The organism is Xanthobacteraceae bacterium, assembly GCA_019454205.1.
Taxonomy (GTDB): Bacteria; Pseudomonadota; Alphaproteobacteria; order Rhizobiales; family Xanthobacteraceae.
The window spans coordinates 1,641,757-1,667,316 of record CP075369.1 but is presented as its reverse complement, the minus strand read 5'-3'; the positions used below and the strand labels follow the sequence as shown (position 1 = coordinate 1,667,316).

30 protein-coding genes are annotated in these 25,560 nt (G+C 61.9%); 14 read left to right on the top strand and 16 right to left on the bottom strand.

Features of this window, described 5'->3' with window-relative positions; genetic code table 11:
• Positions 1-2: 2 nt before the first annotated feature.
• Positions 3-2,720: a type I DNA topoisomerase gene (gene topA / locus KF794_08195; GenBank protein QYK43793.1), complete on the bottom strand. Its 2,718-nt coding sequence runs from the start codon at positions 2,718-2,720 to the stop codon at positions 3-5.
• A 206-nt stretch (positions 2,721-2,926) separates the two neighbouring features.
• Between topA and KF794_08190 the strand changes: the two genes are divergently transcribed.
• On the top strand, positions 2,927-3,124 hold the full coding sequence (locus KF794_08190) for a hypothetical protein (GenBank protein QYK43792.1): 198 nt from the start codon (positions 2,927-2,929) through the stop codon (positions 3,122-3,124).
• 5 nt (positions 3,125-3,129) lie between these two features.
• Here the strand turns inward: KF794_08190 and dprA are convergent, their stop codons facing one another.
• The 4 genes from dprA to KF794_08170 all read right to left on the bottom strand — a co-directional run bounded on the left by dprA (position 3,130) and on the right by KF794_08170 (position 7,201).
• Positions 3,130-4,242, bottom strand: coding sequence for a DNA-processing protein DprA (gene dprA, locus KF794_08185; protein ID QYK43791.1), 1,113 nt, complete (start codon positions 4,240-4,242; stop codon positions 3,130-3,132).
• A 74-nt stretch (positions 4,243-4,316) separates the two neighbouring features.
• Positions 4,317-4,940: a glycerol-3-phosphate 1-O-acyltransferase PlsY gene (gene plsY, locus KF794_08180; GenBank protein ID QYK43790.1), complete on the bottom strand. Its 624-nt coding sequence runs from the start codon at positions 4,938-4,940 to the stop codon at positions 4,317-4,319.
• Positions 4,941-4,943: 3 nt separating this feature from the next.
• Complete coding sequence (locus tag KF794_08175) at positions 4,944-6,251, bottom strand: dihydroorotase (protein QYK43789.1); 1,308 nt, start codon at positions 6,249-6,251, stop codon at positions 4,944-4,946.
• A complete protein-coding gene (locus KF794_08170) occupies positions 6,248-7,201 on the bottom strand; it encodes an aspartate carbamoyltransferase catalytic subunit (GenBank protein ID QYK43788.1) in 954 nt (317 codons plus the stop codon). Before KF794_08170 ends, KF794_08175 begins: the two co-directional genes overlap by 4 nt.
• An 87-nt stretch (positions 7,202-7,288) precedes the next feature.
• Between KF794_08170 and KF794_08165 the strand changes: the two genes are divergently transcribed.
• Positions 7,289-8,941, top strand: a complete 1,653-nt coding sequence (locus KF794_08165; protein ID QYK43787.1) for an acyl-CoA dehydrogenase family protein — start codon at positions 7,289-7,291, stop codon at positions 8,939-8,941.
• Positions 8,942-9,125: 184 nt separating this feature from the next.
• Complete coding sequence (locus tag KF794_08160) at positions 9,126-9,488, top strand: hypothetical protein (protein ID QYK43786.1); 363 nt, start codon at positions 9,126-9,128, stop codon at positions 9,486-9,488.
• A 107-nt stretch (positions 9,489-9,595) separates the two neighbouring features.
• Here KF794_08160 and KF794_08155 read toward each other — a convergent pair whose 3' ends face one another.
• A complete protein-coding gene (locus tag KF794_08155; protein QYK43785.1) occupies positions 9,596-10,534 on the bottom strand; it encodes an AEC family transporter in 939 nt (312 codons plus the stop codon).
• Positions 10,531-11,010, bottom strand: coding sequence for a Holliday junction resolvase RuvX (gene ruvX, locus KF794_08150; protein QYK46642.1), 480 nt, complete (start codon positions 11,008-11,010; stop codon positions 10,531-10,533). Before ruvX ends, KF794_08155 begins: the two co-directional genes overlap by 4 nt.
• Positions 11,011-11,098: 88 nt before the next feature.
• Between ruvX and KF794_08145 the strand changes: the two genes are divergently transcribed.
• Positions 11,099-11,800: a metal-dependent hydrolase gene (locus KF794_08145; GenBank protein QYK43784.1), complete on the top strand. Its 702-nt coding sequence runs from the start codon at positions 11,099-11,101 to the stop codon at positions 11,798-11,800.
• 36 nt (positions 11,801-11,836) lie between these two features.
• Here the strand turns inward: KF794_08145 and KF794_08140 are convergent, their stop codons facing one another.
• The gene (locus KF794_08140; protein ID QYK43783.1) at positions 11,837-12,367 is read right to left on the bottom strand and encodes a DNA starvation/stationary phase protection protein; all 531 of its coding nucleotides are present in this window, start codon (positions 12,365-12,367) and stop codon (positions 11,837-11,839) included.
• 171 nt (positions 12,368-12,538) lie between these two features.
• Between KF794_08140 and gatC the strand changes: the two genes are divergently transcribed.
• Positions 12,539-12,826, top strand: a complete 288-nt coding sequence (gene gatC, locus KF794_08135) for an Asp-tRNA(Asn)/Glu-tRNA(Gln) amidotransferase subunit GatC (GenBank protein ID QYK43782.1) — start codon at positions 12,539-12,541, stop codon at positions 12,824-12,826.
• Between the two features lie 3 nt (positions 12,827-12,829).
• On the top strand, positions 12,830-14,311 hold the full coding sequence (gene gatA / locus KF794_08130) for an Asp-tRNA(Asn)/Glu-tRNA(Gln) amidotransferase subunit GatA (protein QYK43781.1): 1,482 nt from the start codon (positions 12,830-12,832) through the stop codon (positions 14,309-14,311).
• A gap of 75 nt (positions 14,312-14,386) precedes the next feature.
• Here the strand turns inward: gatA and KF794_08125 are convergent, their stop codons facing one another.
• Positions 14,387-14,659: a hypothetical protein gene (locus KF794_08125; protein ID QYK43780.1), complete on the bottom strand. Its 273-nt coding sequence runs from the start codon at positions 14,657-14,659 to the stop codon at positions 14,387-14,389.
• 72 nt (positions 14,660-14,731) lie between these two features.
• Here KF794_08125 and KF794_08120 point away from each other — a divergent pair, with 72 nt between their 5' ends.
• Positions 14,732-16,198 (top strand): patatin-like phospholipase family protein, encoded by a 1,467-nt coding sequence (locus KF794_08120; protein QYK43779.1) that lies wholly within the window; start codon positions 14,732-14,734, stop codon positions 16,196-16,198.
• Between the two features lie 48 nt (positions 16,199-16,246).
• Here the strand turns inward: KF794_08120 and KF794_08115 are convergent, their stop codons facing one another.
• From KF794_08115 to KF794_08105, 3 genes are all read right to left on the bottom strand, one after another.
• The gene (locus KF794_08115) at positions 16,247-16,555 is read right to left on the bottom strand and encodes a hypothetical protein (protein ID QYK43778.1); all 309 of its coding nucleotides are present in this window, start codon (positions 16,553-16,555) and stop codon (positions 16,247-16,249) included.
• A gap of 97 nt (positions 16,556-16,652) precedes the next feature.
• Positions 16,653-16,958 carry a hypothetical protein gene (locus KF794_08110; GenBank protein ID QYK43777.1) on the bottom strand — a complete coding sequence of 102 codons (306 nt, stop codon included), beginning with the start codon at positions 16,956-16,958 and terminating at the stop codon, positions 16,653-16,655.
• A 74-nt stretch (positions 16,959-17,032) separates the two neighbouring features.
• The gene (locus KF794_08105) at positions 17,033-17,296 is read right to left on the bottom strand and encodes a hypothetical protein (GenBank protein QYK43776.1); all 264 of its coding nucleotides are present in this window, start codon (positions 17,294-17,296) and stop codon (positions 17,033-17,035) included.
• Between the two features lie 107 nt (positions 17,297-17,403).
• Here KF794_08105 and KF794_08100 point away from each other — a divergent pair, with 107 nt between their 5' ends.
• From KF794_08100 to KF794_08080, 5 genes are all read left to right on the top strand, one after another.
• Positions 17,404-17,778 carry a CidA/LrgA family protein gene (locus KF794_08100; protein ID QYK43775.1) on the top strand — a complete coding sequence of 125 codons (375 nt, stop codon included), beginning with the start codon at positions 17,404-17,406 and terminating at the stop codon, positions 17,776-17,778.
• Positions 17,775-18,494 carry an LrgB family protein gene (locus KF794_08095; protein QYK43774.1) on the top strand — a complete coding sequence of 240 codons (720 nt, stop codon included), beginning with the start codon at positions 17,775-17,777 and terminating at the stop codon, positions 18,492-18,494. Before KF794_08100 ends, KF794_08095 begins: the two co-directional genes overlap by 4 nt.
• 31 nt (positions 18,495-18,525) lie before the next feature.
• Positions 18,526-19,995, top strand: a complete 1,470-nt coding sequence (gatB, locus tag KF794_08090) for an Asp-tRNA(Asn)/Glu-tRNA(Gln) amidotransferase subunit GatB (GenBank protein ID QYK43773.1) — start codon at positions 18,526-18,528, stop codon at positions 19,993-19,995.
• 35 nt (positions 19,996-20,030) lie between these two features.
• Positions 20,031-21,203, top strand: coding sequence for a YbfB/YjiJ family MFS transporter (locus KF794_08085; GenBank protein QYK43772.1), 1,173 nt, complete (start codon positions 20,031-20,033; stop codon positions 21,201-21,203).
• Between the two features lie 86 nt (positions 21,204-21,289).
• Positions 21,290-21,916 carry a glutathione S-transferase family protein gene (locus KF794_08080; GenBank protein QYK43771.1) on the top strand — a complete coding sequence of 209 codons (627 nt, stop codon included), beginning with the start codon at positions 21,290-21,292 and terminating at the stop codon, positions 21,914-21,916.
• A 316-nt stretch (positions 21,917-22,232) separates the two neighbouring features.
• Here KF794_08080 and KF794_08075 read toward each other — a convergent pair whose 3' ends face one another.
• Positions 22,233-22,517: a hypothetical protein gene (locus KF794_08075; GenBank protein QYK43770.1), complete on the bottom strand. Its 285-nt coding sequence runs from the start codon at positions 22,515-22,517 to the stop codon at positions 22,233-22,235.
• Positions 22,518-22,665: 148 nt separating this feature from the next.
• Here KF794_08075 and KF794_08070 point away from each other — a divergent pair, with 148 nt between their 5' ends.
• A complete protein-coding gene (locus KF794_08070) occupies positions 22,666-23,427 on the top strand; it encodes a glutathione S-transferase N-terminal domain-containing protein (GenBank protein ID QYK43769.1) in 762 nt (253 codons plus the stop codon).
• 4 nt (positions 23,428-23,431) lie between these two features.
• On the opposite strand, the gene KF794_08065 is transcribed toward KF794_08070, so the two are convergent.
• The 3 genes from KF794_08065 to KF794_08055 form a co-directional block, all read right to left on the bottom strand.
• Positions 23,432-23,749, bottom strand: a complete 318-nt coding sequence (locus tag KF794_08065; protein ID QYK43768.1) for a hypothetical protein — start codon at positions 23,747-23,749, stop codon at positions 23,432-23,434.
• A complete protein-coding gene (locus KF794_08060; protein ID QYK43767.1) occupies positions 23,749-24,156 on the bottom strand; it encodes a DUF2147 domain-containing protein in 408 nt (135 codons plus the stop codon). The genes KF794_08065 and KF794_08060 overlap by 1 nt, the downstream gene beginning before the upstream one ends.
• Positions 24,157-24,270: 114 nt before the next feature.
• Complete coding sequence (locus tag KF794_08055; protein QYK43766.1) at positions 24,271-24,687, bottom strand: DUF2147 domain-containing protein; 417 nt, start codon at positions 24,685-24,687, stop codon at positions 24,271-24,273.
• 400 nt (positions 24,688-25,087) lie between these two features.
• Between KF794_08055 and KF794_08050 the strand changes: the two genes are divergently transcribed.
• Positions 25,088-25,351, top strand: a complete 264-nt coding sequence (locus KF794_08050; GenBank protein QYK43765.1) for an SEL1-like repeat protein — start codon at positions 25,088-25,090, stop codon at positions 25,349-25,351.
• Positions 25,352-25,560 lie beyond the last annotated feature (209 nt).

Below are 25,560 nucleotides of genomic sequence, written 5' to 3'. Positions count from 1 at the left end.
GACTACTCTTCCGTCTTCGCGGTTTCGGCGTCGGGGGTTTTCTTTTTCTTCGGAGCGGCTTTCTTCTTTGCCGCGGCTTTCTTTTTCGGTTTCGCGGCGGCTTCCTCGCCGGAGCCGTTCGGCTCTTTCGCCTTCTTTTCTTTTTTCGGCTTCGCCGCTTTCTTGCTCGCGCCTTTGCCGGCACGCGCGTCGATCAGCGCGACGGCTTCTTCCAGCGTGATGGTGGCCGGATCGGTCGCGGCAGGAATGGTCGCATTGACCTTGTTATGCGAGACGTAAGGGCCGTATTTGCCTTCGTGCTGCGTGACCGGCCCGCCGAGCGTCGGGTGGTCGCCGAGGGGACGGCCTTGCGGCTTGCGACGCCCGCGGCCGGGACCGCGCGCCAGCTTCTCCGCGATCAGCGTCACCGCGCGGTTGAGGCCGATGGTCAGCACTTCGTCGCCGGATTCAAGGCTGGCGTAGGTGTCCTGATGTTTCACGTAGGGACCGAAGCGGCCGATGCCGGCGACGATCGGCTCGCCCGACTCCGGATGCTTGCCGACTTCGCGGGGCAGTTGGAGCAGGCCAAGCGCGGTATCGAAATCGAGTTCGTGCGGATCGAAGTTCTTCGGAATGCTCGCGCGCTTCGGCTTGGTGAGAACGGGCTTGCCGCCCTTGGTCTTCTCGCCGGTGTCTTCGGCTTCGCCGAGCTGGATGTAGGGACCGAAACGGCCGGAGCGCACCGTCACCATTTTGCCGGTCGCAGGGTCTTCGCCGAGGTCTTTCGTGGCCGCCAGTTCGCCTTCGCCCGGCGCGGTAAGGGCGCGGGTGAAACGGCAATCGGGATAGTTCGAGCAACCAATAAACGCGCCGAACTTGCCGACCTTGAGGCCGAGGCGGCCAGTGCCGCATTGCGGGCACAGGCGCGGATCGGAGCCGTCGGCTTTCGGCGGGAAGTTGTGTTCGTTGAGCAGCGCATCGAGAACGTCGATGACTTCCTTGATGCGCAGGTCTTTCGTCTCCGCGACCGCGCCGGTGAAGCCGGTCCAGAAATCGCGCAGGACTTTCTTCCAGTCGAGTTCGTGGTTCGCGATCTCGTCGAGCTTGCCTTCGAGGTCGGCGGTGAAATCGTATTCCACGTAGCGCGGAAAATAGGATTCGAGGAAGGCCACGACGATGCGGCCCTTGTCTTCGGGAATGATGCGTTTCTTGTCGAGGCGCGTGTAGCCGCGGTCGCGCAATACCTGAAGAATGGAAGCATAGGTGGAAGGACGGCCGATGCCGAGTTCTTCCATGCGCTTGACGAGCGACGCTTCCGAGAAGCGCGGCGGCGGCTCGGTGAAGTGCTGCTCGATCTTCAGTTCGCTCTTCGTGAGCGCTTCGCCTTCGCTCATCGCGGGCAGGCGGCGGGCGTCTTCGTCCTCGAAGTCGTCGTCGCGGCTCTCGTTGTAGAGCGTGAGGAAGCCGTCGAACTTCACGACCGTACCTGTCGCGCGCAGGTTGACGAGTTTGTACGGTCCGCCGCTCACATTCGCGTCGATCTCGACGGTGGTGCGCTCCAACTCGGCGGATTCCATCTGGCAGGCCAGCGTCCGCGTCCAGATCAGTTCATAGAGTTTCGACTGATCGGCATCGACCTTGCGGGCGATTTCCTTTGGATGGCGGCGCAGATCGGTGGGACGGATCGCTTCGTGCGCTTCCTGCGCGTTCTTGGACTTGTTCTTGTAGATGCGCGGACTATCGGGAAGGTACTTCTTGCCGTAGTCGCTGGAGATGACATCGCGCGCCTGCGCGATCGCTTCCGGCGCGAGGTCGATGCCGTCGGTGCGCATATAGGTGATGAGGCCGGTGGTCTCGCCGTCGAGTTCGATGCCTTCGTAGAGACGTTGCGCGAGGCGCATGGTGTGCGAGGGCGCGAAGCCGAGCTTACGGCTTGCTTCTTGCTGCAGCGTTGAAGTGGTGAACGGCGGATAGGGATTGCGCTTCGCGGGCTTGGCTTCGATGGAAGCGACCCTGAAGTTCGCCGCGTTCAGCGCCTTCTCGAAGTCGCGCGCTTCTTTCTCGCTGCCGACATCGAGGCGCTGGATCTTCTTGCCGTCCGCGCCGACGAGGCGTGCTTCAAAAGCATCGCCGCGCGGCGTCGCCAGCGTTGCCGCGACCGACCAGTATTCCTGCGGCTTGAAGGCTTCGATCTCGCGTTCGCGGTCGCAGACGAGGCGGAGCGCAACTGACTGCACGCGGCCGGCCGAACGCGCGCCCGGCAGCTTGCGCCACAAAACGGGTGAGAGGGTAAAGCCGACGAGATAGTCGAGTGCGCGGCGCGCGAGGTAGGCATCCACCAGCGAGTGGTCGATCTCGCGCGGATGCTGCATGGCCTCCTGCACGGCGGCCTTGGTGATCGCGTTGAACACCACGCGATCGACTTTCTGATCCTTGAGGGCGCGCTTCTCTTTGAGCACTTCGAGGACGTGCCAGGAGATTGCTTCACCTTCGCGATCGGGGTCGGTGGCGAGGATGAGGCGGTCCGCGCCTTTCACGGCATTGGCGATCTCCGCCAGGCGCTTCTGTGCCTTGCCATCCACTTCCCAGATCATCTTGAAGTCGTCGTCCGGGGCTACCGAGCCGTCTTTCGACGGGAGGTCGCGGACATGGCCATAGGACGCGAGCACCTCGAAGCCGGGTCCGAGGTACTTGTTGATCGTCTTCGCCTTGGCAGGCGACTCCACAATGACGACGTTCATGAGCGTCCGAGAGTTAGCGCGAACGGGAAAGCGGGTCCGCGGCCCCGCGCGGCGGCGGGAACATGGTGAGATCGGCTGGCATAGTCAAATCGCCCGCCTAAAGCGGAACTATTAAGGCTATCCTATTACCGCACCAAATACGGGAATATTGATAGAATACAACCTATAGGTTAGTGTCAGCCTCACAGGTCTTATGCAGGCGGACCATGACGGAAAATGGCTCAGATGGCCGGGAAACCGGTCCTGAAGATGTCGCCGCATACATTTCGGTCATGACTGCCGAGATGGTGCGGATGGCCCGCGCGCACAAGCTGGGGGCGCTCGCATACCTGCTGGAACTCGCAAGGCTGGAGGCCGTGGATCGCTCACAGCCTGCCGGGGAGCAATCCAAGCGAATCGCCTGACCACTTTAGGCCAGCGAAACCAACCCGCCGCCGTGGCGGGCGACCTTACCCGCCAGTTCCAGTTCAAGGAGCGCGATCTGCACCGCGCTTGCATCTGCCTGCGATTGGCGGATCAGTTCGTCCAGCGCGACCGGCGTCGGGCTTAGCAGGCCGGCAACACGATCGCGCACCGCTTCGGGGGGAAGCTCGGCGCGAGAGGGAGAAACAGTTTCCGGCTCGCGCGCGGGAAGCGGTCTGTGCGGGAGCGTCGGGCCGATCGCCTCGATCACATCGGCTGCGGACGTCACGATGGAAGCGCCTTCCTTGATCAAGCGGTTGGTGCCGCCCGCGCGTGGATCTGACGGCGAGCCGGGAACGGCGAACACATCGCGGCCCTGTTCGCCCGCAAAGCGCGCGGTGATCAGCGAACCGGAGCGTTCTGCCGCCTCGACAATCACCACTGCGTTCGCGAGTCCCGAGATCAGGCGATTTCGCCGCGGAAAATCGCGCGCACGCGGTTCCCACGCATGCGGCATTTCGCTGACGGCCACGCCTGACTCCACGATTGCGGTCAGCAGTTCGCCGTGTTCCGGCGGATAGGGGCGCGCATGACCGCCAGCGAGCACGGCTATCGTGCCCTGCTGCAACGATGCGCGGTGCGCCGCTACGTCGATGCCGCGCGCCAGTCCAGACACCACGATGAAGCCCGCATCGGCGAAATCGCGCGCAAGCTGTGCGGCGTAACGCATTCCGGCGGCGGAAGCATTGCGCGCGCCAACAATAGCGATGGCGGGCTTGTTCAGCTTGAGCGTTTCACCGCGAACCGCGAGCAAGGGCGGAGGATCGTCGATCTCGCGTAGCAGCTTCGGATAATCCGGCTCGCCCCATGCGATGTAGGCGACGCCGAGCTTGGCGGCCGTAGCCAATTCGGCTTCGGCTTCATCGCGCGACGGAACGTTGATGCGTGCGCGTCCGCCCCGGCGGGAGAGTTCGGGCAGCATCCGCACCGCGGGACCTGCGCCGCCGAACTGGTTGATGAGTGCTTTGAAGGTGCGCGGGCCGACGTTGTCCGTGCGGATCAGGCGCAGCCAGTCGATCCGCTGGTCTTCCGTGAGACGAAAAACGTCGCCGCTTTTCATGGGCCGTGACGATCCGCGATTTCGTCACGGATGACAACGGCGAACGCTCGCTCCTTGGGATGAGGCTGGAGCGCTCAGGTCTTCTTCTTCGATCCGATTTTGGACTCGTTACCCGCGAGCAGACGCGAAATGTTTTCGCTGTGCTTCCACCATACGAATACCGCCATCACGAGAAAAAGCGCCGCAACCGGCGGGTAGCCGAGAAAATACAGGATGACCGGGCTGGCCGCGGTGGCAACCAGCGCGGCGAGTGAGGAATAGCGCGACGCGAAGGCGACCGCGAGCCAGACCAGCGCCGCGCCGAGTGCCGCTTGCCACGCGATGCCGAGCAGGACGCCGAGAAAGGTGGCAACGCCTTTACCGCCCTTGAAGCCGAGCCACACCGGGTACATGTGGCCGATGATGGCGCCAATACCGGCCAGCACCGAACCGAGGCCGGTGGTCAGCGGCCATTCGTGGCCTACGAAACGTGCCGCGATCAGCACGGCCACGGTGCCCTTCAGCATGTCGCAGAGAAGCGTTGCCGCGGCGAGCGCCTTGTTGCCGGTGCGCAGCACGTTGGTTGCGCCGATGTTGCCGGAGCCGATTTTGCGCACGTCGCCGAGACCGGCGTATTTCGTCAGCAACAATCCGAACGGGATCGAGCCGAGCACATAGCCGAGCAGGAAGTCGACGATCAGGACTGTGGTGGAGTTCATCGCTCAAACGTATTCGTAGACGGTGCGCCCGGCAACGATGGTGCGGGTGGCGCGGCCCTGCAATCTCGCCTCGTCGAAGGCGGTGTTCGTGCAGCGCGATTTCAGCGTGTCGCGGTCGAGCACCCAGGGCACATCCGGATCGAATACGACGAGATCGGCGGGCGCGCCCGCGCGCAGGGTGCCGCCGGGCAGGCCGAGCAATTCTGCGGGCCGCGTGGACATCGCACGCAACAGCGCCGGCAGTTGCAGCGAGCCGTCATGCACGAGGCGAAGGCCGACGGGGAGCATCGTCTCCAGTCCGATTGCGCCAAATGCGGCTTCGGCGAAGGGCAGACGCTTTACTTCCACGTCCTGCGGATCGTGATCGGACATGATGACGTCGATCAGGCCTTCCGCTGCTGCGGCTACCAGCGCCGCGCGGTCGGCTTCCGCGCGCAGCGGCGGACTAACTTTCAGGAAGGTGCGGTACGACCCGACATCGTTTTCGTTCAGTGCGAGGTGATTGATCGACGCGGAGGCGGTGACGGGCAGGCCGCGATCCTTCGCGCGGCGGAGCACGTCGAGCGACTCCGCGCAGGTCAGCGATGCTGCGTGGTAGCGCCCGCCGGTCAGTTCGACGAGGCGGAGGTCGCGTTCGAGCATGATGGTCTCGGCGGCTTTCGGCACGCCGGAAAGGCCGAGGCGGGTCGCGAACTCGCCCGCGTTCATCACGCCTTCGCCGGTGAGGTTCTTTTCCTCGGTGTGATGGACAATCAGCGCATCGAAGTCGCGGCCATAGGCGAGTGCGCGGCGGAACACCTGCGCGTTCATCACGCTTTTCGCGCCTTCGGTGAAAGCGACGGCACCCGCCGCTTTCAGGAGGCCGATCTCCGTGATCTCGACGCCTTCGAGCGCCTTGGTGATGGCAGCCATCGGATGGATGTGGACGACCGCGTTATCGCGCGCGCGGCGCTGCACGAAATCGACGGTTGCGGGATCGTCGATCGGCGGATCGGTTTCCGGCTGGCAGATGATGGTGGTGACGCCACCCGCGGCTGCCGCGAAGCTTGCGGTCGCCAGCGTCTCGCGATGCTCCGCACCCGGTTCGCCGATGAAGGCGCGCATATCGACAAGGCCCGGCGCGATCACCTGTCCGTTCACGTCGATGATCTCGGTGCCTTCCGGCGCACCGGAAGCGCGGATGTTCTTCCCGGCTTCGCGGATGACGCCATCGGCGATCAGCACGTCGCCGCGCTGGTCCATGTCGCGCGACGGATCGATGACGCGCGCGTTCGCGAGCAGGAGCGGGCGGTTTTCGTTGCGGGCGATCATGCGTTCGGAAGATTTCTGGCCAGGGCTTCCAGCACGGCCATGCGCACCGCCACACCCATCTCGACCTGTTCGCGGATTAGCGACTGCGCGCCGTCGGCGACCGAGCTTTCGATCTCGACGCCGCGATTCATCGGGCCGGGATGCATGACGAGTGCGTCGGGCTTGGCGAATTTCAACTTCGCCGGATCGAGGCCGTAGTAGTGGAAATATTCGCGCGACGAGGGAATCAGCGAGCCGGTCATGCGCTCGCGCTGGAGCCGCAGCATCATCACGATGTCGGCGTCGCGCAGCCCTTCGCGCATGTCGCGGTGAACCTCGACGCCCATGCGTTCGATGCCCGCGGGCAGGAGGGTGGAGGGTGCGACTACGCGCACCCGTGCGCCCATCGTGTTCAGGAGAATGATGTTCGAGCGCGCGACGCGCGAGTGGGCGATGTCGCCGCAGATCGCGACGGTCAGGCGTTCGATGTTGCCCTTGTTGCGGCGGATGGTGAGGGCGTCGAGCAGCGCCTGGGTCGGATGCTCATGCGCGCCGTCGCCTGCGTTGATGACGGAACATTCCACCTTCTGCGACAGCAGTTCGACCGCGCCGGAAGCGGCGTGGCGCACCACGATCATGTCCGGGTGCATGGCGTTCAGCGTCAGCGCGGTATCGAGCAGCGTCTCGCCCTTGCGGATGGAAGACGAGGCGATCGACATATTCATGACGTCCGCGCCGAGGCGCTTCCCGGCCAGTTCGAACGAGCTTTGGGTGCGGGTGGAGGCCTCGAAGAACAGGTTGATCTGCGTGCGGCCGCTCAGCGTGGTGCGCCGTTTCTGGACCTGACGGTTCAGATCGACGAATTCCTCGGCGAGATCGAGCAGGCCGGTGATGTCGGAAGCGGAAAGCCCTTCGATACCCAGCAAATGCCGTTGCGCGAGCGCAAAACTGGAAAGGCTGCGAGATGTCATTAAAGGTCACCGCATAGACCTATCGCTCCCGCATCGCAAGCGGCGAATGCCATGTTAGATTAACGCTCCACTATGGAAATTGGCTCCATGTCCGTAACGTCACCTTTTGCCACGCATGAAGTGTTCAACCAGTCGCCCCCGGTTGGCGACATCGACCTTTATTCGAGTGACGGCGCGCTGACCGGGGCGGTCGCCGCGTTCGGTGCGGAAAAATCGGGCACTTCGCTACGCGAGTTTGGTACCCGCTGGGGCCGGATGGAAATGACCGAACTGGCGCGGCTGGCGAACGAATACACGCCGAAATTGCGCACGCACGACCGGCAGGGTCGCCGCGCCGACGTGGTGGAGTTTCACCCCGCCTATCACCGCTTCATGGAAGAAAGCATCAAGGCGGGGGTTCATGCCTCGGTCTGGGAGGAGGACGGCACGCTGGTGCCGGGCGAGCATGTTGCGCGCTCCACGCGGCATTATCTCGCCAGCGAAGTCGAGCAGGGGCATCTCTGCCCGATCACGATGACCCATGCCGCTACCGGCGCGCTCGGCGCGGAGCCGAAGCTGCTTCGGGAATGGCTGCCGCGCATCCGCTCGCGCGAATACGATCCGCGCTTCCTGCCACCGGGCGAAAAGCGTGGCGTTACCTTCGGCATGGGCATGACCGAGAAACAGGGCGGCACGGATGTGCGCCAGAACACCACGCAGGCGATCTCCGACGGGGATTCCTATCGCATCGTCGGCCACAAATGGTTTTTCTCCGCGCCGATGTGCGACGCTTTCCTCGTACTCGCGCAGGCGAAAGGTGGGCTGACTTGTTTCCTCGTCCCGCGTCACAAGCCGGACGGCACGCCCAACGCGCTCCGCCTGATGCGGTTGAAAGAAAAACTCGGCAACCGCTCCAACGCTTCCAGCGAAGTCGAATTCGAGAGCGCCTATGCGCTGCGCTGCGGGCCGGAAGGCGACGGCGTGAAGACGATCATCGGCATGGTGCAACTCACGCGTCTCGATTGCGTGACCGGCTCGCTAGGCATCATGCAGGGCGCGTTGCGTTACGCCGTGCATCACACGCGCCATCGCACCGTCTTCCAGAAGAAGCTCATACAGCAGCCGCTGATGCGCAATGTGCTCGGCGATCTCGCGCTGGAGCGGGAAGGCGCGCTGGCGCTGGCGCTACGTCTCGCGTCCGCTTTTGACAAGTCGGCGCGCGATGCGAACGAAGCGGCCTATGCGCGCCTGATCACACCGGTCGCGAAGATGTGGGTGTGCAAGGCGACGCCCGGTTTCGTCTACGAGGCGATGGAGTGTCTTGGCGGGAACGGTTACGTCGAGGAGGCGCCGCTGGCGCGCTTCTATCGCGAGAGTCCGCTGAACGCGATCTGGGAAGGCTCCGGCAACGTCATGGCGCTGGACCTTCTGCGCGGCGTGGCGCGCGAGCCGGAAGCCGCGATGCGCGTGCTCGCCGGGCTGGCGGAGGCGGCGCACGGCTTGCCGCACGCGGCGCAGGCGGTTGCCGCCATCGAGGAGGGGCTGCGCAGCCCGGACCGCGAAGGCCTTGCACGGCGTACCGGCGAAACGCTGGCAATTCTCGCCGCCGCCGCTGCGCTGGCGCAATCCGCCCCGCAGAATATCGCGGAAGCCTTTGCCGAACGGCGGCTGGGCGGGCTGGCGATGCGCAGCTTCGGGAACGCTATGCCGGGCAAAAGCGTTGAGCACCTGCTGGAGAGGGTATTTAGCGAGGCAGCATAAGCGCGGCTAACGGGATCGTGATTTGGGGCATTAACCCCGCCATCGTAAATTCCGCCGCTGCGCCAAGGTTTTGAGTAAAAATCGCCACAGCGCTGCCCCACTTTATTCAGGCGGGGTTCATACGCTGGGCGCGAAATTCAACCCCACGCGCGGCTAAGGCGCGTAACAACGAGGCTCATCCCCCATGAAGAAGTTCAAGCTCTATCAGTTCGTGCTGGCGCTCGCCGCCGCCGTTCTTCTCTCGGCCGCTGCCAGTGCGATTTCGACCGCCAATGCAGCGCCGGCCGCTTCCGCCACGCACCTGCAGGGCGTGACCCAGGACAACCAGATTGACGCCCAGTGGCGCCGCCGCCGTAACCGCTGGGTAGGCCCGGCCATCGCGCTCGGCGTCTTCGGCGCTGCTGCTGCCGCTGCCGCCAACCAAGGCTACTACAACAACAACGGCTACTACTACGACGAGCCGTACGGCTACTATCAGCCGCGCCGCCAGCGTTGCTTCGTCCAGACCGATCCGGTTTACAACCGCGGTTACTGGACCTGGTGCTAATCGCTTCGCGATTTGATTTCGGAAACGGCGGGCTTCAGGCCCGCCGTTTTCTTTTTTGGCCGCATGATCTGATCCGAAAGCCGCGAGCCGCTTTTCGGGATCGTGCATCAGGGCGCCAGATAGGCCGCCGCCGCCAGCGCCGCCGGGATCGAGAACAACGCAAACACGATCTGCGCGGTGAGAATGCGTGCGAGCAGCGGTGCGTCGCCGCCCATCTGCCGCGCCAGCATGTAACCGTTCGGCGCGGAAGGCACGCTCGATGCGATGGCGACAACCACGAGGGCGGGGCCGCTGACGCCTGAGAGCCAACCAGTCAGGATTGCTAACATGGGAAGCAGGATCAATTTTCCGATCGTTGCGACAATCACGGCGGAATCGATCTTCACTGCCTTCCGCAGTTCCAGCCCCGCGCCGACGATCAGCAGGCCGAGCGCAAGCGAAGCCTGACCAAGAATGTTGCTGAAATTGACCAGCACTTTGGGAAGCGGCACGCCGCTTACGTTGACGAGCACGCCAAGAGCGCAGGCCCAGATGAACGGGTTGCGCACGAGGTGAAAAAGCGTGACGCGCAGGTTCGCCGGCTGATGCGAGGCGTACCGCGCGAGCACCACGACCGAAATCACATTGATCAGCGGGATCATGCTCGCCAGCGCGACGGCGGCCAGCGCGAGACCCTGTTCGCCGAGCAAAGAAGAAGCGACCGCTACCGCGATGTACGTGTTCCAGCGCACCGCGCCCTGAAACACCGAAGTATAAGCGGGGCCGCTCCAGCCGAATGCACGCTGCAACGGCTTGCGAGAGAGCAGGAGCAGGAGCGCGACGGTCACGATCGCGCTCACCAGCGCCGCGCAAATTCCCCAGATCGGCACCTTGGAAAGATCAGCCGTTGCGGTGGCGACGAACAACAGCGCAGGAAACAGGACGTAATAGGTGAGGTCTTCGAGCGAGTCCCACGCGTTCTCGCTTTTCAGCAGCGTGCGCTTGAGAAAGATGCCGAGCACGACCAGCAGGAAAACCGGGATCAAGGCGTTCGCGACCGCAATCATGTCCGCGCCCCGTAACCCAGACGGTCGAGCGCGCCTTGCAGGATGTAGGCGGCGGCGACCTTGTCCACGACCTCGTCACGGCGGCGGCGCGAGGCATCGGCTTCGATCAGCGTGCGCTCGACCGCGGCCGTCGAAAGGCGCTCGTCCCAGAACACGATGACGAGATCGGTGAGCGGAGAAAGGTTACGTACGAAAGCGCGCGCCGATTGCGCGCTCGGCCCTTCCGAACCGTCCATGTTTCTGGGCAAGCCTATGACAAGGCCGCCGACACCGAACTTCATGGCGAGCGCGAGCAGCTTTTCCGCATCCGCCTTGAATTTCCCGCGCGGCAACGTTTCGAGCGGGCTGGCAATGGTGCGGTTCACGTCGGACAGCGCGAGGCCGATGGTCTTTTCGCCAAGATCGACGCCGATCAGCCGCGCGTTGGGCGCGAGCAGGCCGGCGAGTTCGTCGATTTCGCAGAGGCGGGCGGGCATGTCGGGGCGAGGCGGTAGCATGGGCCGCGTTGCTGCGCCATGCATCGGCCTTCATACTCGCCCCAACGAAAAATCATCGGAGGAAGCGATGCGCGTTACCTGGTTTGGCCACTCCGCGTTCCGGCTCGATTTCGGCGGCAAGGCGGTCCTGATCGACCCGTTCTTTACCGGAAACCCCGCCTTCGTCAGCGACAGGAAAGAGGCGGTGAAGGGGGTCACGCATATCCTGCTGACTCACGGCCATTCCGACCATATCGGCGATAGCGCGGACATCGCCAAGGAACTCGACATCCCGGTGGTCAGCCACTTCGAGGTCTGCATGTGGTTGAACGGAAAAGGCGTGAAGAAGATCGACCCCATGAATATCGGCGGGACGACCGATCAGGGCGGCTTCACCGTCACCATCGTGCGCGCGGACCATTCCTCGACCATGATCGAGGATGGGCAGTTCGCCGTGATGGGCAATCCGGGCGGGCTGATCGTGAAGGCGCAGGGCGAGCCGACGGTCTACCACATCGGCGATACCGACATTTTCTCCGACATGGCGCTCATCAACGAGATCCATCAGCCGCAGGTGGCAATGGTGCCGGTGGGTGATCGCTTCACGATGGGCGGCAAGGTGGCCGGAATGGCGATGAAGCGCTTCTTCAAGGGCGTGAAGACCGCGATCCCGTGCCACTACGGCTCGTTTCCGATCATCGACCAGACGCCGGACAAGTTCGTCGCCGAGATGAAGGGTAGCGATATGAAGGTGGCGGTGCCGGAGAAGGGTAAAGCCTTCGATGTCTGAAAACGAAAAAGGCCGGGAATCTCCCGGCCTTTTCTTTCAGCGCTCGCCGTTGTTTCCGGTGCGCGTGGTTTCGAACAGGAACCAGACGCGCCGTTCGGTTTCATCGATCCAGTTCTCTAACAGGCTCGCGGTGGCGACATCGTTGTGTTCGTCGCAAAGGTCGTGCGTCTCGCGCAGATAGGAGACGAGTTCCTTGTTGTCGTCGCGCAGTTCGGAGAGCATGTCGAGCGGCGTTACATAATCGGCGTCGTTGTCTTTCAGCCGTTGCAGGCGGCCGATGTGGCCGGTCGAGCGTATCGTAGTGCCGCCAATCTTGCGCGCACGCTCGGCGATTTCGTCGGTCATCGCGAACAGTTGCGCGGCCTGTTCGTCCAGCATCAGGTGGTAGTCCCGGAAATTCGGGCCGGAAACGTGCCAGTGGAAATTCTTGGTCTTGACGTAAAGGGCAAAAACGTCGGCGAGCAGGGTGGTCAGGCTCGCGGAAATGTCCTTGATCGCATTCGTGGAAAGATCGGTAGGGGTCTGGAGGCGGGCAGTACGCCGCGCCTCGGCCTTGGCGGTAGACATGGGGGGTCTCCTTTGCCGGCCCCGAACGGGGCCTGTAGCCTTGAACTGCAAACCTAGGGTTTGGTTCGCGGCGAGACCATGACACCGGTCAAACGGGGCAGGTCTGCGCGGGTTGCAGCCCCAAAACCCCCTCTGCTATAGCCCGGACAACGATTTCCCACGGAGTCTCCCATGTCCGTCGATGCCGCGACCGTGCGGCGGATCGCGCATTTGGCGCGGATCGCCGTTGCCGACAACGAGATTGAGCACCTTCGCGGCGAGATCAACAACATGCTCGCCTTCGTCGGGCAGTTGAATGAAGTGAACGTGGACGGCGTCGAGCCGACCGCGAGCGTCGAAGACATGAAACTGAAAATGCGCGACGACGTCGTCAGCGACGGCAATTACGCGAAGCGCGTGCTTGCCAATGCGCCCGCTTCCGACGACGGCTTCTTTCAAGTCCCTAAAGTCGTGGAGTAAGCCGTGAGCGAACTTACGTCCCTGACGCTTGCGGAAGCGCGCGACCTGCTTCGTGCAAAGAAAATCTCCGCCAAGGAACTGACCGGCGCGCATCTCGCCGCTATGGAGAAGGCGCGTATCCTGAACGCATACGTTCTGGAGACGCCCGATCACGCGCGTAAGATGGCGGAAGCCTCCGACGCGAAGCTCGCGAAGGGCGAGGGCGGGCCGCTCGAAGGCATTCCGCTCGGCATCAAGGATCTGTTCGCAACCGAAGGCGTGCGCACGACCGCGTGTTCGAAGATCCTCGAAAACTTCGTGCCGCAATACGAATCTACCGTGACCTCGCAGCTCTGGCGCGACGGCGCGGTGATGCTCGGCAAGCTGAACAACGACGAGTTCGCGATGGGTTCGTCGAACGAAACTTCCGCGCTCGGTCCCGTAATTTCGCCATGGCGCCGCAAGGGAGACAATAAACCGCTGGTGCCCGGCGGTTCGTCGGGCGGTTCGGCGGCGGCGGTTGCTGCTCACCTTTGCCTTGGCGCGACCGGCACCGATACCGGCGGTTCGATCCGTCAGCCCGCGGCATTCACCGGCATCGCCGGCATCAAGCCGACTTACGGACGCTGCTCGCGCTGGGGCATCGTCGCGTTCGCATCGTCGCTCGATCAGGCGGGACCGTTCGCGCGCACAGTACGCGACTGCGCGATCCTGCTGCGCTCGATGGCGGGACACGACCCGAAGGATTCCACCTGCTCGGACAAGCCGGTGCCCGACTACGAGAAAGCAATCGGCAAGAGCGTGAAAGGCATGAAGATCGGTATTCCGAAGGAGTACCGCGTCGAGGGTATGCCGGCGGAAATCGACGAACCGTGGGAGAAGGGCCGCGAATGGCTGAAAGCGGCTGGTGCGGAGATTGTCGATATTTCGCTTCCGCATACGAAATACGCGCTGCCGGCTTATTACATCGTCGCGCCAGCGGAGGCTTCGTCCAATCTCGCGCGCTATGACGGCGTGCGTTACGGCCTGCGCGTTCCGGGCAAAGACATTGTCGACATGTATGAGCAGACGCGCGCCGCGGGTTTCGGCAAAGAAGTGCGCCGCCGCATCATGATCGGCACTTACGTGCTCTCCGCCGGTTACTACGACGCTTATTATCTACGCGCGCAGAAAGTACGCACGCTCATCAAGCGCGACTTCGACGAAGCGTGGAAGCAGGGGGTCGATGCGATCCTGACGCCCGCGACCCCTTCCGGCGCGTTCGGCATCGGAGAGAAGGGCAGCGCCGATCCGGTCGAGATGTACCTAAACGACATCTTCACCGTGACAGTGAACATGGCGGGTCTACCGGGTATTTCCGTTCCTGCGGGGCGCGATCACAACGGGCTGCCGCTCGGATTGCAACTCATCGGCAAGCCGTTCGGCGAGGAAGACCTGTTCGCGCTCGGCCATGTGATCGAGCAGGCGGCGGGGCCGCGCATGATCCCGGAAACGTGGTGGGGCTAGTCCGCCCTTGCTTCGTTGAAAATAAAACCACGCGCCTTTGAAGGCGCGTGGTTTTTCTTTCTGCAGTCTCGATGGTTACGAACGTCCGCTTGCTTCCTCGCCACTGAAGAATGGTATCGAGTTCGGCAGGTTCACGGATTCCAGGTTGATGCTATCAACCATGCCGGCGACGGTGCTTCGCGCATCTTCATTCAGATAGACGAACGCCGCAGCGCCAACGATCAACGCGAAGCCAAACAAGCCGGCCCCGACCGCCCAGTAGCTACCCCGCTGCTCGACCGCTGCCGGTTTGCGCCGGGCAATGCGGCGGACCGGTTTGGCCTTTGTTTTCCTTGTCTTACTGGCCATGACAATCTCCCTTGTTTTGCCAAGATAATTCGCCACCAAGCGACTGGTTCCGGTTGCGGTTAACCCTTTGCCATGGGGGGTGTGATACGGGACCGCGAGCCAAGAGGCGGGGGCGTTTGCGTCGTGTACGGCGGGAGTAACCGGATATTGCGCGGAAGATTTCGCCTTGCAGCGCCGCTGGTGCTGCTTCTCGCCACCGGCTGCTCGGTTCACAACGTTCCGGTCAACATTCCGACGAATGAACCGAATGCCGGTCTCACGCAGCCTGAACTGAACGCGAGCTATAGCGACGAGTTTTTGATCGCGCTCGCATTCTCTGGCGGCGGTACGCGCGCCGCCGCGTATTCGTTCGGCGTATTGCGCGGTATCGAGAAGTTCCAGTTGCCGGGCCGCGAAGGCCCGGTCTCGCTGATCGACCGCATCGATTTCGTGAGCGGCGTCTCAGGTGGTTCGGTTACGGCGGCGTATTTCGGCCTGAAGAAGCGCAATGCGCTCTACGATTTCCGCGAGCGGTTCCTGCTGAAGAACGCCGAAGAAAATCTTTCGACCAGCCTGTCGCCCGGAACGCTGGTACGCGGTCTTTCCGGTGGTGCGAACGACGCGACGCATCTGCCGCGCTGGCTGAACGAGAACCTGTTCGAAGGTGCGACCTTTTCCGCGTTCCGGGAAAGCGCCCGTCCACGCATCTGGATCAATGCATCCGACATTTATAATCGCACACCGTTCATCTTCGGGCGCACGGCTTTCGCCGCGATGTGCAGCGATCTCAATTCCTATCCGATTGCGGACGCGGTCGCGGCCTCCGCCGCGGTGCCGGTAGTATTCGCGCCGATCGTGATCGAAAGCTATCCCGACCGTTGCAACTCGCCGCTGCCGGACTGGATCGTCAGCGCACGCGCCAATCCGAACGCGCCGCCACTCCTGAAATCCTATGCTAATGCAATCGGCAGCTACCGCGACGGGACGGTGAAATACGCGAAGCTGCTCGACGGCGGGCTGGTCGATAACTACGGGCTGTCAGGTTTCACGATCGCGCGACTTTCGGCGCGGTATCCCTACGAGCCGTTGCATCCGGCGCAGGCGGTGAAACTGAAACGCGCGCTATTTCTCGTCGTCGATGCGGGCCGCGCGCCGAAGCAGGCGAGCTGGACGACCAAGCTGGAAGGACCAGCCGGTGCGGATCTGATCTCGGCCGCGGCCGACACCGCCATCGACGCCAGCGTGCGGGCATCGTTCTCCGCGTTCGAACAAACCATGGAAGACTGGCGTCAACAGCTCGTGCGCTGGCGCTGCGGTCTTTCCGCTGCGCAGCGCAAGCAGTACGGCGCGCCGGAGCGCTGGAACTGCCGCGACGTGCGCTTCTTCATTGCGCGTCTCGGTTTCGACCAGCTTGGACAGGCGCGGTCAGACCGGCTGAATGGAATTGTCACGCGCTTGCAGTTGCCGCAAGGAGAGGTCGATGAACTGATTCAGGCTGGTGAAGATACGCTTATCAGCAATCAGGTATTCCAGTCTTTCCTCAATAGCACGCGACGCTAACGCAAAACGGCCCGCACTATGGCGGACCGTTTCCTTTTTTATCGCTCGCTAGTTTGAGTTCTGCGAGTCCACGCGCGGATCGGTATCTTTCGGCGTGACCGCAGCGGGCGGCGGTTTCTGCTCCGATTCCGGTTTCACATCGTTGGCTGCAGGATTTTTAGTCTGCGGAACCACCTGTGGCGTCGTCGTCGTGGGGTTCGTCGTCGACTGGTTCTGCGCCTGATTGACTTCGCGATTGGAGCCAGTGCCGAAGGTGAGATACCCGACAATGATAGCCGCCACCAAGGCGATCGGAATCCAGATTCCGATCGTGCTTGCGGAAGTTGGTTCTTGGTCCTTGGGTTCACGGGTTGCCATGTTTTCTCCTTGTGGAGTGTAAACACCGAAGAAGGCTCTGCGTTCCCTCAAACGAAACGGCCCGCATTGCTGCGGGCCGTTCACGTAAAAACTTCGCTTAGTTGTCCGCCGGCGGCGCTGCGGGGGCCGGCGCAGGTGCCGGAGTATTGGCCGGCGGGGCAGGCGGCGTCGTGTTGGTCGGCGGCAACGTCTGCCGTTCCTGTGTCACAGGCGGCGTGTTCATGCCGACCTGTGTCGCATCCGGTTCGGTCCGGAACATCAGAAATGCGATCAACGCACCCAGCACCACGATCGCGCCGATGATCAGCGTGCTGAACCCGGCCGGTGCCGGATCCACCGTTCGCTGGCTGAACTGATCGTATTCGAAATTACGATTACGAGGATCGTTCGGATCATAAGCCATAAGCATCCTCCTCTGGGTCAGAGCGGGGTTAACGCTTGCGAAAGCGGTGGGTTCCAGCTCGCATTTCAGACCCGCTATTTCGCGTCGTTCGCATCCGATTCGGGTTCCGGATTCAGTTCGGGTTCCTTTTTGATTTCCGTTGGACTCGGCTTGATGTCGTTCGCCGGCGTAGTGACGCGTTCACTTTGCGAAGGCGGATTGGCGTTCATGCTCACAGTGGTTTGCGAGGTATCGTTCTGAAAGAGAAATACGCCGCCGATTGCGCCTGCGATCAGGAGCGCGCCGAGGATCAGGACGCCCGCGCCTGTGCTGGTTTGCTGTTCAGGCGATTTCTGCATGGGTTCCTCCTCTCGTAGCGGTAACAGGGGAACAACGCGAAGAGAGGCATAAAGTTCCATTTACCAGCGGTTTCGCGCGAAAATGCTCCATCGCTGGAGATGATTCGATGCTGCACGCATTCGCGGTTCTGCTCTGTCTGCAACTCGCGGGCGAAGCGCTGGTTCGCGCGATCGACTCGCCACTCCCAGGCCCAGTGATCGGACTGGCGCTGCTATTCGTCTGGCTGTTTGCGAAATTGCCACTGCCACAAGCGACCCACGAAACTGCCGATGCAATTCTGAAGCATCTTTCGCTGCTGTTCATTCCGGCGGGCGTTGGCGTCGTTCAGCAATTGCCGCTGCTGGGCAGCGAGGGATGGAAGCTGCTGCTCATCATTCTCGTTTCCATCGCGCTTTCGCTTACGGCAACGGCGGTTACATTCGCAGCGCTCGCGAAGTTGATGCGGATTGAAAACGACACGCCAGAGGAGGGGAAGCGATGATCAACCTCGTCGATCTCTGGGTCTATCTTTCCGGTAGTCAGCTGCTGTGGCTGACCGTGACGCTGGTCGCGTACCTGGCGGCGGACGCAATCTCTGCCGCATGTGGAAGGCATCCACTCGCAAACCCTGTGCTGATCTCGGTGGTTTTCATTTCACTGGTACTGATTGTTTCGAAGACCGCGTTCCCGTCCTATTTTGCGGGCGCGCAGTTCATTCACTTCCTGCTTGGTCCCGCGACGGTGGCGCTTGCGGTGCCGCTGTTCCGGCATTTGCCGGAAGTGAAGCGGATGTTCGTGCCGATGATCGTGGCGCTGATCGTGGGCTCAGTCGTTTCCATTTCTTCCGCCGTGCTGCTCGCGAAATGGCTGGGCCTGAGCAAGCTCGCCACGCTTGCGCTCGCACCGAAGTCCGCGACGGCGGCGATTGCGATGGGTGTCGCGGAGAAAACGCAGGGCGATCCGGCATTAACGGCCGTCATGGTGATCATGACAGGCATTTCCGGCGCGATCATCGTGACGCCGTTGATGAACCTGTTGCGGCTGAAGAACTATGCGGCGAGGGGCTTCGCGGCCGGCCTTGTTTCGCACGGGATCGGCACCGCGCGGGCGTTTCAGGTGAACCCGCTGGCAGGTACGTTTGCGGGGATCGCGCTGGGTCTGAACGGCATTCTGACGGCAATTCTGGTGCCGCTTTTGCTGCCCTGGCTGCTGGGTTGAGCCGTCCCGGCAATTTGGTAGAAGGGCGCCCATGAACGCACCCACCCGCAATCCCAAACTTCTCAAGGGCGACAGGCACGATTGGGAAGTCGTCATCGGCATGGAAATCCATGCGCAGGTGACCTCGAACGCAAAGTTGTTCTCCGGCGCTTCGACCGAATTCGGTGGCGAGCCGAATTCGCATGTCTCGCTGGTCGATGCCGCGATGCCGGGCATGCTGCCGGTCATCAACAAAAAGTGCGTCGAACAGGCGGTGAAGACCGGACTCGGACTGAAGGCGAAGATCAACAAGAAGTCGGTATTCGACCGCAAAAACTATTTCTATCCCGACCTGCCGCAGGGCTATCAGATCAGCCAGTTCAAGCATCCGGTGGTCGGCGAGGGCGTCGTCACCGTGGACATGCAGGACGGCTCGTCGTTCGAGGTCGGCATCGAACGGCTGCATCTCGAACAGGATGCTGGCAAGTCGCTGCACGATCAGCACCCGTCGATGTCCTACGTCGATCTGAACCGTTCCGGCGTCGCGCTGATGGAAATCGTGTCGAAGCCCGACATGCGTTCGTCCGACGAAGCCAAAGCCTACGTCACCAAGCTGCGCACGATCCTGCGTTACTTAGGCACCTGCGACGGCGACATGGAGAAGGGCAATCTTCGCGCCGACGTGAACGTCTCGGTGCGCAAACCCGGTGACGCGCTCGGTACGCGCTGCGAGATCAAGAACGTGAACTCGATCCGCTTCATCGGACAGGCCATCGAATACGAGGCGCGCCGCCAGATCGATATTCTGGAGGACGGTGGCAAGATCGACCAGGAAACGCGATTGTTCGACAACGCCAAGGGCGAGACGCGCTCGATGCGCTCCAAGGAAGAAGCGCACGACTATCGTTATTTCCCTGATCCGGATTTGCTGCCGCTCGAGTTCGACGATGCCTTCGTCGAAAAGCTGAAATCCGGTCTGCCGGAATTGCCTGACGAAAAGAAAGCGCGCTTCGTGAAAGACTTCGGTCTTTCGCCCTACGATGCCGGCGTGCTGATTGCGGAGCGCGAGACGGCGGCGTTCTTCGAAGAAGTCGCGAAGGGCCGCGACCCGAAAGCGGCGGCGAACTTCACGATCAACGAGTTCTTCGGCCGCCTGAACAAGGAAGGCAAGACCATCGAGGAAAGTCCGATCTCGGCTGCGCAGCTCGGCGCCATCGTCGACCTGATTGCGGACGGCACCATCTCCGGCAAGATTGCGAAAGACCTCTTTGAGATCGTCTGGGAGGAGGGCGGCGATCCGCGCGAAGTGGTCGAGAAGCGCGGCATGAAGCAGGTCACCGACACAGGCGCTATCGAGAAGGTCGTCGACGACATCATCGCCAAGAACCCGGACAAGGTAGAGCAGGTGAAGGCGAAGCCCACCATGCTCGGTTGGTTCGTCGGTCAGGTGATCAAGGCGTCCGGCGGCAAGGCGAATCCGCAGGCCGTAAACGACATTCTCAAGAAGAAGCTCGGCATCTGAACGACAAGATCAAAACCGGCACGCCGTTTCCCTACTTGTTGATTTTGTGGGCGGCGGTCGGCATTGCGCTCAATGTCGGCATTGCACGCTTCACCTATGGCGTGATGCTGCCTTCGCTCCGGCGCGACCTCGGTCTCGATTACCTCGCCAGCGGCAGCCTCAACGCCATTCATCTGGCTGGCTACCTGATCGGCACGCTGATCGGTCCCTCGCTCGGCAAGCGCATGGCGGCATGGAGGATGTCGCGCAATGCGCATCTCCTGATCGTTGCAGGCGCGCTGGCCTGCGCGTTCGCACCGGTCAACCTTTCGGGCTTCTACGTTCTCGCCGCGGGCCGGCTTGCCACCGGCATCGGTGCGGGCGTCGGGATTCTTGCGACATTTGTCATCGTCTATGAAGCGGTGAGCGCGACGCAGCGCCCGCTCGTCAGTGCATTGGTCTGGGGCGGCATGAATGTTGCCATCGTGGGCAGCGGCTTGTGCGTGGGCTATCTGCTCGAAACCAGCATTGGCTGGCGCGTTTCGTTCCTGTTCGCGGCGGTGGTGGCGTTTGCGGTGGCATTTGCGTTTCCCCCCGCGCACATGCGCCATGAAAAAGGTGGCGTGGTTTTGCCGGGAGAGAACGCCGCGGCCACGCCGGAAAGAATGCTTTCTCCGCGCTGGTTGTTTCTCACGCTTGCCTATTTCTTTTTCGGCATCGGTTATCTCGCATACTCGACCTTCGCGGGCGTGCGGCTGAGCGCAATCGGCGCGTCCGCGTTCACCACGGGCGCAACATGGACCGTGCTTGGCACTGCATCCATGATCGGGTCGTTCGCGACCATCGCTTTGCTGAGTTCGGAGCGGGTGAAACGGCTAGCGCTGGTGGCAGCGCTTGTGTTCGGCGCGGCCGGTTCGCTGGTGGCATCGGGAAATTCTTCCACTGCCGCGCTCGCGGGCGCGCTGCTGGTTGGCTTCGGACTTGCCGCAACGCCGACCATCGTGGTCGCTTATGTTCGCGACCGCACCAACGCCATCACCTATCCGCGCGCTTTCAGCATCGCTTCGGCGTTACTGGCAATCGGGCAAATGATCGGTCCTATCGGGGGCGGGGCGGTCGGTGACTGGACTGGTAACGCGGCGATTCCGCTATTCGCCGCGGCGGCTTACGCGATTGGAGCCTTGCTTGCTGTGGCGGATGCTTTCGCAGCGCGCAAGGTACAAGGCTGAAGGACTCGACAAGCGGTCCACATCAGATAATTTTTTGTTCTGTGCGATCCAAAAAATAAAAATCTTTATGAGGAATTGATACGCCAATGCCGAAGCTCACATTCTACGGCCATCCGCGTTCAGCTCCGACCTATCGTGTCGGCCTTGCACTCGCGCTGATGCAGGAGCCGTTCGCTTTCGAGATCGTCGATCTGCCGAACGGCGGAGGGCAGAACCCGGCGTACAAGGCAAAAAGCCGCTTCGGCCAGGTGCCGTGCATTCAGGACGGCAGCGACACGATCATTCAATCCAGCGCGATCCTCGAATATCTGGCGGAGAAGACCGGCAAGTTCGGCGGCAAGACCGCGCTCGAACGCGCACACATCAATGAATGGATGTTCTGGGATTTCGACCGGCTATGTCCCGGCCTGTTCCGGTCGCGGGCTTACGCGCTCGGATTCCGCAAAGGCGAACCTGCGGTGGTCGAAGCCTTCAAGCAGGAGGGCGAGGCGGGCTTGGCGGCGCTGGAAAGCTATATCAAGGACAGACAATGGCTTGCGCTCGGCAAGCCCACGATTGCCGACATCTCGGTGTATTCCGGCATCTTCTATGCCGCGGACGGCGGGTTCGATCTTTCGAAATATCCGGGCATCTCGGCATGGAAAGGCCGCGTCGAAGCGCTTCCCGGTTACGGCAAGCCAGTGGATGTCATTCCTTCTACTTCACGAAACTAACGAGGATTTTTCCATGAGGATTATTCTCAGTTCGTTTTTTATCGTTTCTCTTTTCGCCTTTTCCAATCCCGCACCGGCAGAAATCAATTTTCAGCAATCGTTTCAGGTTGCCACCGAAGCGTGCCGCCCTTGTTCGCTGCGCCCGACGCTGGATGCTTGCATTGCGTGTTCGCAGAAGGCGGGGTTCTCCGAACGCGATGCAACCCGCTACTGCGGCCGCTGGCAACCGGTTTGCGGGAAAAGGAAGAACTGAGAACACAATAAAAAATCATCCGGCAGCTTGCGCAGGCCGGATGCTTTTGCGAGCGGATAAGACTCAGGTGTTCTTCTTCAAGCAGGTCTTCATGTAGGCGTTATACGCCTTGCGGCCTTTTTCGCCGGTCGTCTTCTTGTGATCGCCCCAGGACTTGGCGCAATCCGAAAACTTCTTCCGCGCAGCCTTCTGTTTTTCAGACGGCTCTTTCTTCTTCGTCGTCTTCGTCTTTTTTGTCTTGGTGTCGTCCTTGGTCGTGGTGGTCGTCTGCGCGATGGTCGCGCTCGGCAACGAGACCGATGCCATGAACGCCGTGGCGATGGCAGCGGCGATGATCTTCTTCAGCATGAGGTTCCTCCTCGGCAATTAGAACGCGCGTGAAGCATATACCCGTTTTCCGTTGCGCGAGTAGCGGGAAACAGCGTTGCGCTTCGCGCGCTTGCCGGGTGCAATGCGGCGGTGTCAGGTAAGTGAACAATTTTTCAGGAATGCCACCATGAAGCGCTCCCGTAAGAAGAAAACCCCGGTCCGCTCCGCCAAGCGCAAGCCCGCCGCAAGGCAGAAGCCTATCGAGCTGTATTATTGGGCAACGCCGAACGGCTGGAAGATTTCAATCATGCTGGAGGAATGCGGCCTTCCGTATGAGGTCAAGTTCGTGAACATCGGGAAGGGCGATCAGTTCAAGCCGGAGTTTCTCAAGATCGCACCGAACAACCGCATGCCCGCCATCGTCGATCCGAACGGTCCCGGCGGTAAACCGATCTCCGTGTTCGAGTCCGGCGCGATCCTGCAATATCTCGGACGCAAGACCGGCAAGTTCTATCCGCAGGAGGAGCGCAAGCGGGTGGAAGTTGAGGAGTGGCTGTTCTGGCAGATGGCGGGTTTAGGCCCGATGGCGGGGCAGGCGCATCACTTCCGGCTCTATGCGCCGGAGAAAGTGCCTTACGCAATCGACCGCTACACCGGCGAAGTGCGCCGTCTCTACGGCGTGATGGAGAGGCGGCTGGAAGGCAGAAAGTTTCTCTGCGGCCAGTATTCGATTGCCGACATGGCTTGCGTCGGCTGGACCCGGCCGTGGGAGCGGCAGGGTCAGGACCCGAACGAGTTTCCAAATGTGAAGGCGTGGCTTGAGCGCGTAATGGCGCGGCCCGCCGTCCAGCGCGGCATGGCGATCAAGCCGGACCCGGAGACGGTGATCGACGCGACCAAGGACAAGGCCGCGTTCGATCTTCTGTTCCGTCAGGGAATGAAACGCTGAGGCGCTACAGCGGCTTTCCGTTGCGGTAGGTTTGCAGCACGCTGCGGTCGCGCGTGAAGCTCACCGTATCGGTGCCGACCGTGCAGGAAACGTCCGCGACGATTTCCTGCTTCTGCTTGTCGTCCGCGCCTGCCCAGAATTTCTCGGTGACTTCCACAGCGAAGCCTTCAGAGATGCGCGTCGGGCGCTGCATGTTGCCGGTCGCGACCACCTTCGAGATGCGCTCGGCGGACACCTGCTTGTCGCAGGCGAACGCAGGAGAGCAGAGAGCGGCAAGCCCCAGCGCGATCGCCAGGGCCTGCTTCACAAGTACGGATTTCATCAGTTCACGCGCGACCAGGTTTGCGAGCGGCAGAAGATGCCCGCGACGCAACCGGATAGGGACAACGCGTTCGGACCGCTCTGCGTCAGCGTGCCGGAATAGGTTTTGCCGTCCTGCGGGTTGTAGAGGGTGCCGGACCATTTCTTGTCGCCGGCAGGCTTCATGGTGATCATGTTGATGCCGACGAGGTTGCGGCCCTTCAGGTTGGCGTTGGGATTGTGCTCGTCCTTCGCGCCGGTGTTCTTGGTCCAGACGATGGTGCCGCAAATGTTCGCGCCGCAGGGCGCGATGCGCACGCGGGTTTCACCGGATTGCGTTAGCCAGGTGCCGTTCACTTCCTGTGCGGCGGCAGGATTTGCGAAAGCAGCGGCGAAAGCCAATGCGGCGAGGGCGAGTTTCAGTTTCATCGTTTCCTCTCTGGGTTTTTGTAGTTGGCGGCCATCGTAATCAGGGGGGCGCGCAAACAAAAGCGGGGCCGTGAGGCCCCGCAAAAAACAATGAGGTTGACGTAACGTCAGCGCTTACTGGACCTTCCGCCATGTACGCGTCTGGCAGATGATGCCTCCCATCACGCAGCCGCCGATCTGGAGAGAAGCCGCGCCTGCCAGCTTCACCTTGCCGGAATAGGTCTTGCCGTCTTCGTAGTTGTAGATCGAGCCGGTCCATTCGTCCGGAGCGGTCTGCTTCATGCCGGAGACGAGTTGCAGGCCGACAATCGGACGATCGCGCTTCGCGGGATCCGGATTGTGGACGTCCTTGCCCGGATTTTTCTGCCACACGACCACGCCGCAGAGCGCGTTGCCACACTGGCTGACGCGGACGCGGGTGATGCCGCTTTCGCTCTGCCAAACGCCGGTGGCGTTGGTGGCATCCTGCGCTGCGGCGGGAAAGACGAGCGCGCAGAGCGCAACGGCAAAAGCGAGGCGGGCGATTTTCATGGTCGCTGGGTTCTCTCTCAAATCGGAGGGTGGATACGGGACTCTTAGATAAAATCCCATGTGACAGTTCTGTGGCGACAACCGTTTCCCCCGCATAACGCTGCGCGCGATGCGATCACCTTCTGTTGCGCTCCGTGACAGGCAGTTCTTTGGTGAGCGGAATCGCAACCGGCATGCTTTCCGGAACCTTGCCGGGTTGTTCGAGGCGCAAGCATTTCCGCAATTTGCTTGCTTAACGATTCCCGATACCCCCGCAACGGGCTGATTTCATTCAGATTTCGTTGAGCCTGATACTTAGGATGCGATTCAAATCTTCGCGCCATGCTCTCCCCATCACGGACGGGGTGTCCGTACAGGGGAAGCGGCATAGCAAGCCGCGAGTGAAGGATGGAGACGGGACATGGCGCGGCTGCTCGAACTCGAATGCGCAGCGATCGGTCAGGCGAATTTGGCCGGGGACATCTTCTATCAACTGGGTCTGGCCTACGCCTATGGCAGCGATGTCGAGGCGGATCGCGTGTCGGCCCACAAGTGGTTCAACCTCGCCGCAGCGCGCGGCAACCGCGACGCCGTGCAGTGCCGGCAGGAGATCGCCGCGGAAATGAGCGCGGACGAGATCGCGAGTGCACAGCGCGCCGCCCGCGAGTGGATGACCACGCACTAAGCGAAATCACATAGCGGCTTCCGTTGGGGTTTTGGGGCGGGGGCTGTTCGTGGAAGGGGACCGGCGACGTCAGAAGCGCCGGCCCCTTCTTCATTTCAGGGGTATAGGCCTGCCTCACAAGGCGCCCTGTGTCGAAAAGGCAACATAGCGGGGAAGTCCGCCCGTTTGTCCGCGATCCTATTGACCGTGTGGTGATCCTGCCGCCCAAT

Bases quoted from the DNA above. Each gene is read 5' to 3' on its own strand.
- topA (QYK43793.1), bottom strand. From the start codon at position 2,720: ATGAACGTCGTCATTGTGGAGTCGCCTGCCAAGGCGAAGACGATCAAC.
- KF794_08190 (QYK43792.1), top strand. From the start codon at position 2,927: ATGACGGAAAATGGCTCAGATGGCCGGGAAACCGGTCCTGAAGATGTC.
- dprA (QYK43791.1), bottom strand. From the start codon at position 4,242: ATGAAAAGCGGCGACGTTTTTCGTCTCACGGAAGACCAGCGGATCGAC.
- plsY (QYK43790.1), bottom strand. From the start codon at position 4,940: ATGAACTCCACCACAGTCCTGATCGTCGACTTCCTGCTCGGCTATGTG.
- KF794_08175 (QYK43789.1), bottom strand. From the start codon at position 6,251: ATGATCGCCCGCAACGAAAACCGCCCGCTCCTGCTCGCGAACGCGCGC.
- KF794_08170 (QYK43788.1), bottom strand. From the start codon at position 7,201: ATGACATCTCGCAGCCTTTCCAGTTTTGCGCTCGCGCAACGGCATTTG.
- KF794_08165 (QYK43787.1), top strand. From the start codon at position 7,289: ATGTCCGTAACGTCACCTTTTGCCACGCATGAAGTGTTCAACCAGTCG.
- KF794_08160 (QYK43786.1), top strand. From the start codon at position 9,126: ATGAAGAAGTTCAAGCTCTATCAGTTCGTGCTGGCGCTCGCCGCCGCC.
- KF794_08155 (QYK43785.1), bottom strand. From the start codon at position 10,534: ATGATTGCGGTCGCGAACGCCTTGATCCCGGTTTTCCTGCTGGTCGTG.
- ruvX (QYK46642.1), bottom strand. From the start codon at position 11,010: ATGCCCGCCCGCCTCTGCGAAATCGACGAACTCGCCGGCCTGCTCGCG.
- KF794_08145 (QYK43784.1), top strand. From the start codon at position 11,099: ATGCGCGTTACCTGGTTTGGCCACTCCGCGTTCCGGCTCGATTTCGGC.
- KF794_08140 (QYK43783.1), bottom strand. From the start codon at position 12,367: ATGTCTACCGCCAAGGCCGAGGCGCGGCGTACTGCCCGCCTCCAGACC.
- gatC (QYK43782.1), top strand. From the start codon at position 12,539: ATGTCCGTCGATGCCGCGACCGTGCGGCGGATCGCGCATTTGGCGCGG.
- KF794_08125 (QYK43780.1), bottom strand. From the start codon at position 14,659: ATGGCCAGTAAGACAAGGAAAACAAAGGCCAAACCGGTCCGCCGCATT.
- KF794_08120 (QYK43779.1), top strand. From the start codon at position 14,732: ATGGGGGGTGTGATACGGGACCGCGAGCCAAGAGGCGGGGGCGTTTGC.
- KF794_08115 (QYK43778.1), bottom strand. From the start codon at position 16,555: ATGGCAACCCGTGAACCCAAGGACCAAGAACCAACTTCCGCAAGCACG.
- KF794_08110 (QYK43777.1), bottom strand. From the start codon at position 16,958: ATGGCTTATGATCCGAACGATCCTCGTAATCGTAATTTCGAATACGAT.
- KF794_08105 (QYK43776.1), bottom strand. From the start codon at position 17,296: ATGCAGAAATCGCCTGAACAGCAAACCAGCACAGGCGCGGGCGTCCTG.
- KF794_08100 (QYK43775.1), top strand. From the start codon at position 17,404: ATGCTGCACGCATTCGCGGTTCTGCTCTGTCTGCAACTCGCGGGCGAA.
- KF794_08095 (QYK43774.1), top strand. From the start codon at position 17,775: ATGATCAACCTCGTCGATCTCTGGGTCTATCTTTCCGGTAGTCAGCTG.
- gatB (QYK43773.1), top strand. From the start codon at position 18,526: ATGAACGCACCCACCCGCAATCCCAAACTTCTCAAGGGCGACAGGCAC.
- KF794_08080 (QYK43771.1), top strand. From the start codon at position 21,290: ATGCCGAAGCTCACATTCTACGGCCATCCGCGTTCAGCTCCGACCTAT.
- KF794_08075 (QYK43770.1), bottom strand. From the start codon at position 22,517: ATGCTGAAGAAGATCATCGCCGCTGCCATCGCCACGGCGTTCATGGCA.
- KF794_08070 (QYK43769.1), top strand. From the start codon at position 22,666: ATGAAGCGCTCCCGTAAGAAGAAAACCCCGGTCCGCTCCGCCAAGCGC.
- KF794_08065 (QYK43768.1), bottom strand. From the start codon at position 23,749: ATGAAATCCGTACTTGTGAAGCAGGCCCTGGCGATCGCGCTGGGGCTT.
- KF794_08060 (QYK43767.1), bottom strand. From the start codon at position 24,156: ATGAAACTGAAACTCGCCCTCGCCGCATTGGCTTTCGCCGCTGCTTTC.
- KF794_08055 (QYK43766.1), bottom strand. From the start codon at position 24,687: ATGAAAATCGCCCGCCTCGCTTTTGCCGTTGCGCTCTGCGCGCTCGTC.
- KF794_08050 (QYK43765.1), top strand. From the start codon at position 25,088: ATGGCGCGGCTGCTCGAACTCGAATGCGCAGCGATCGGTCAGGCGAAT.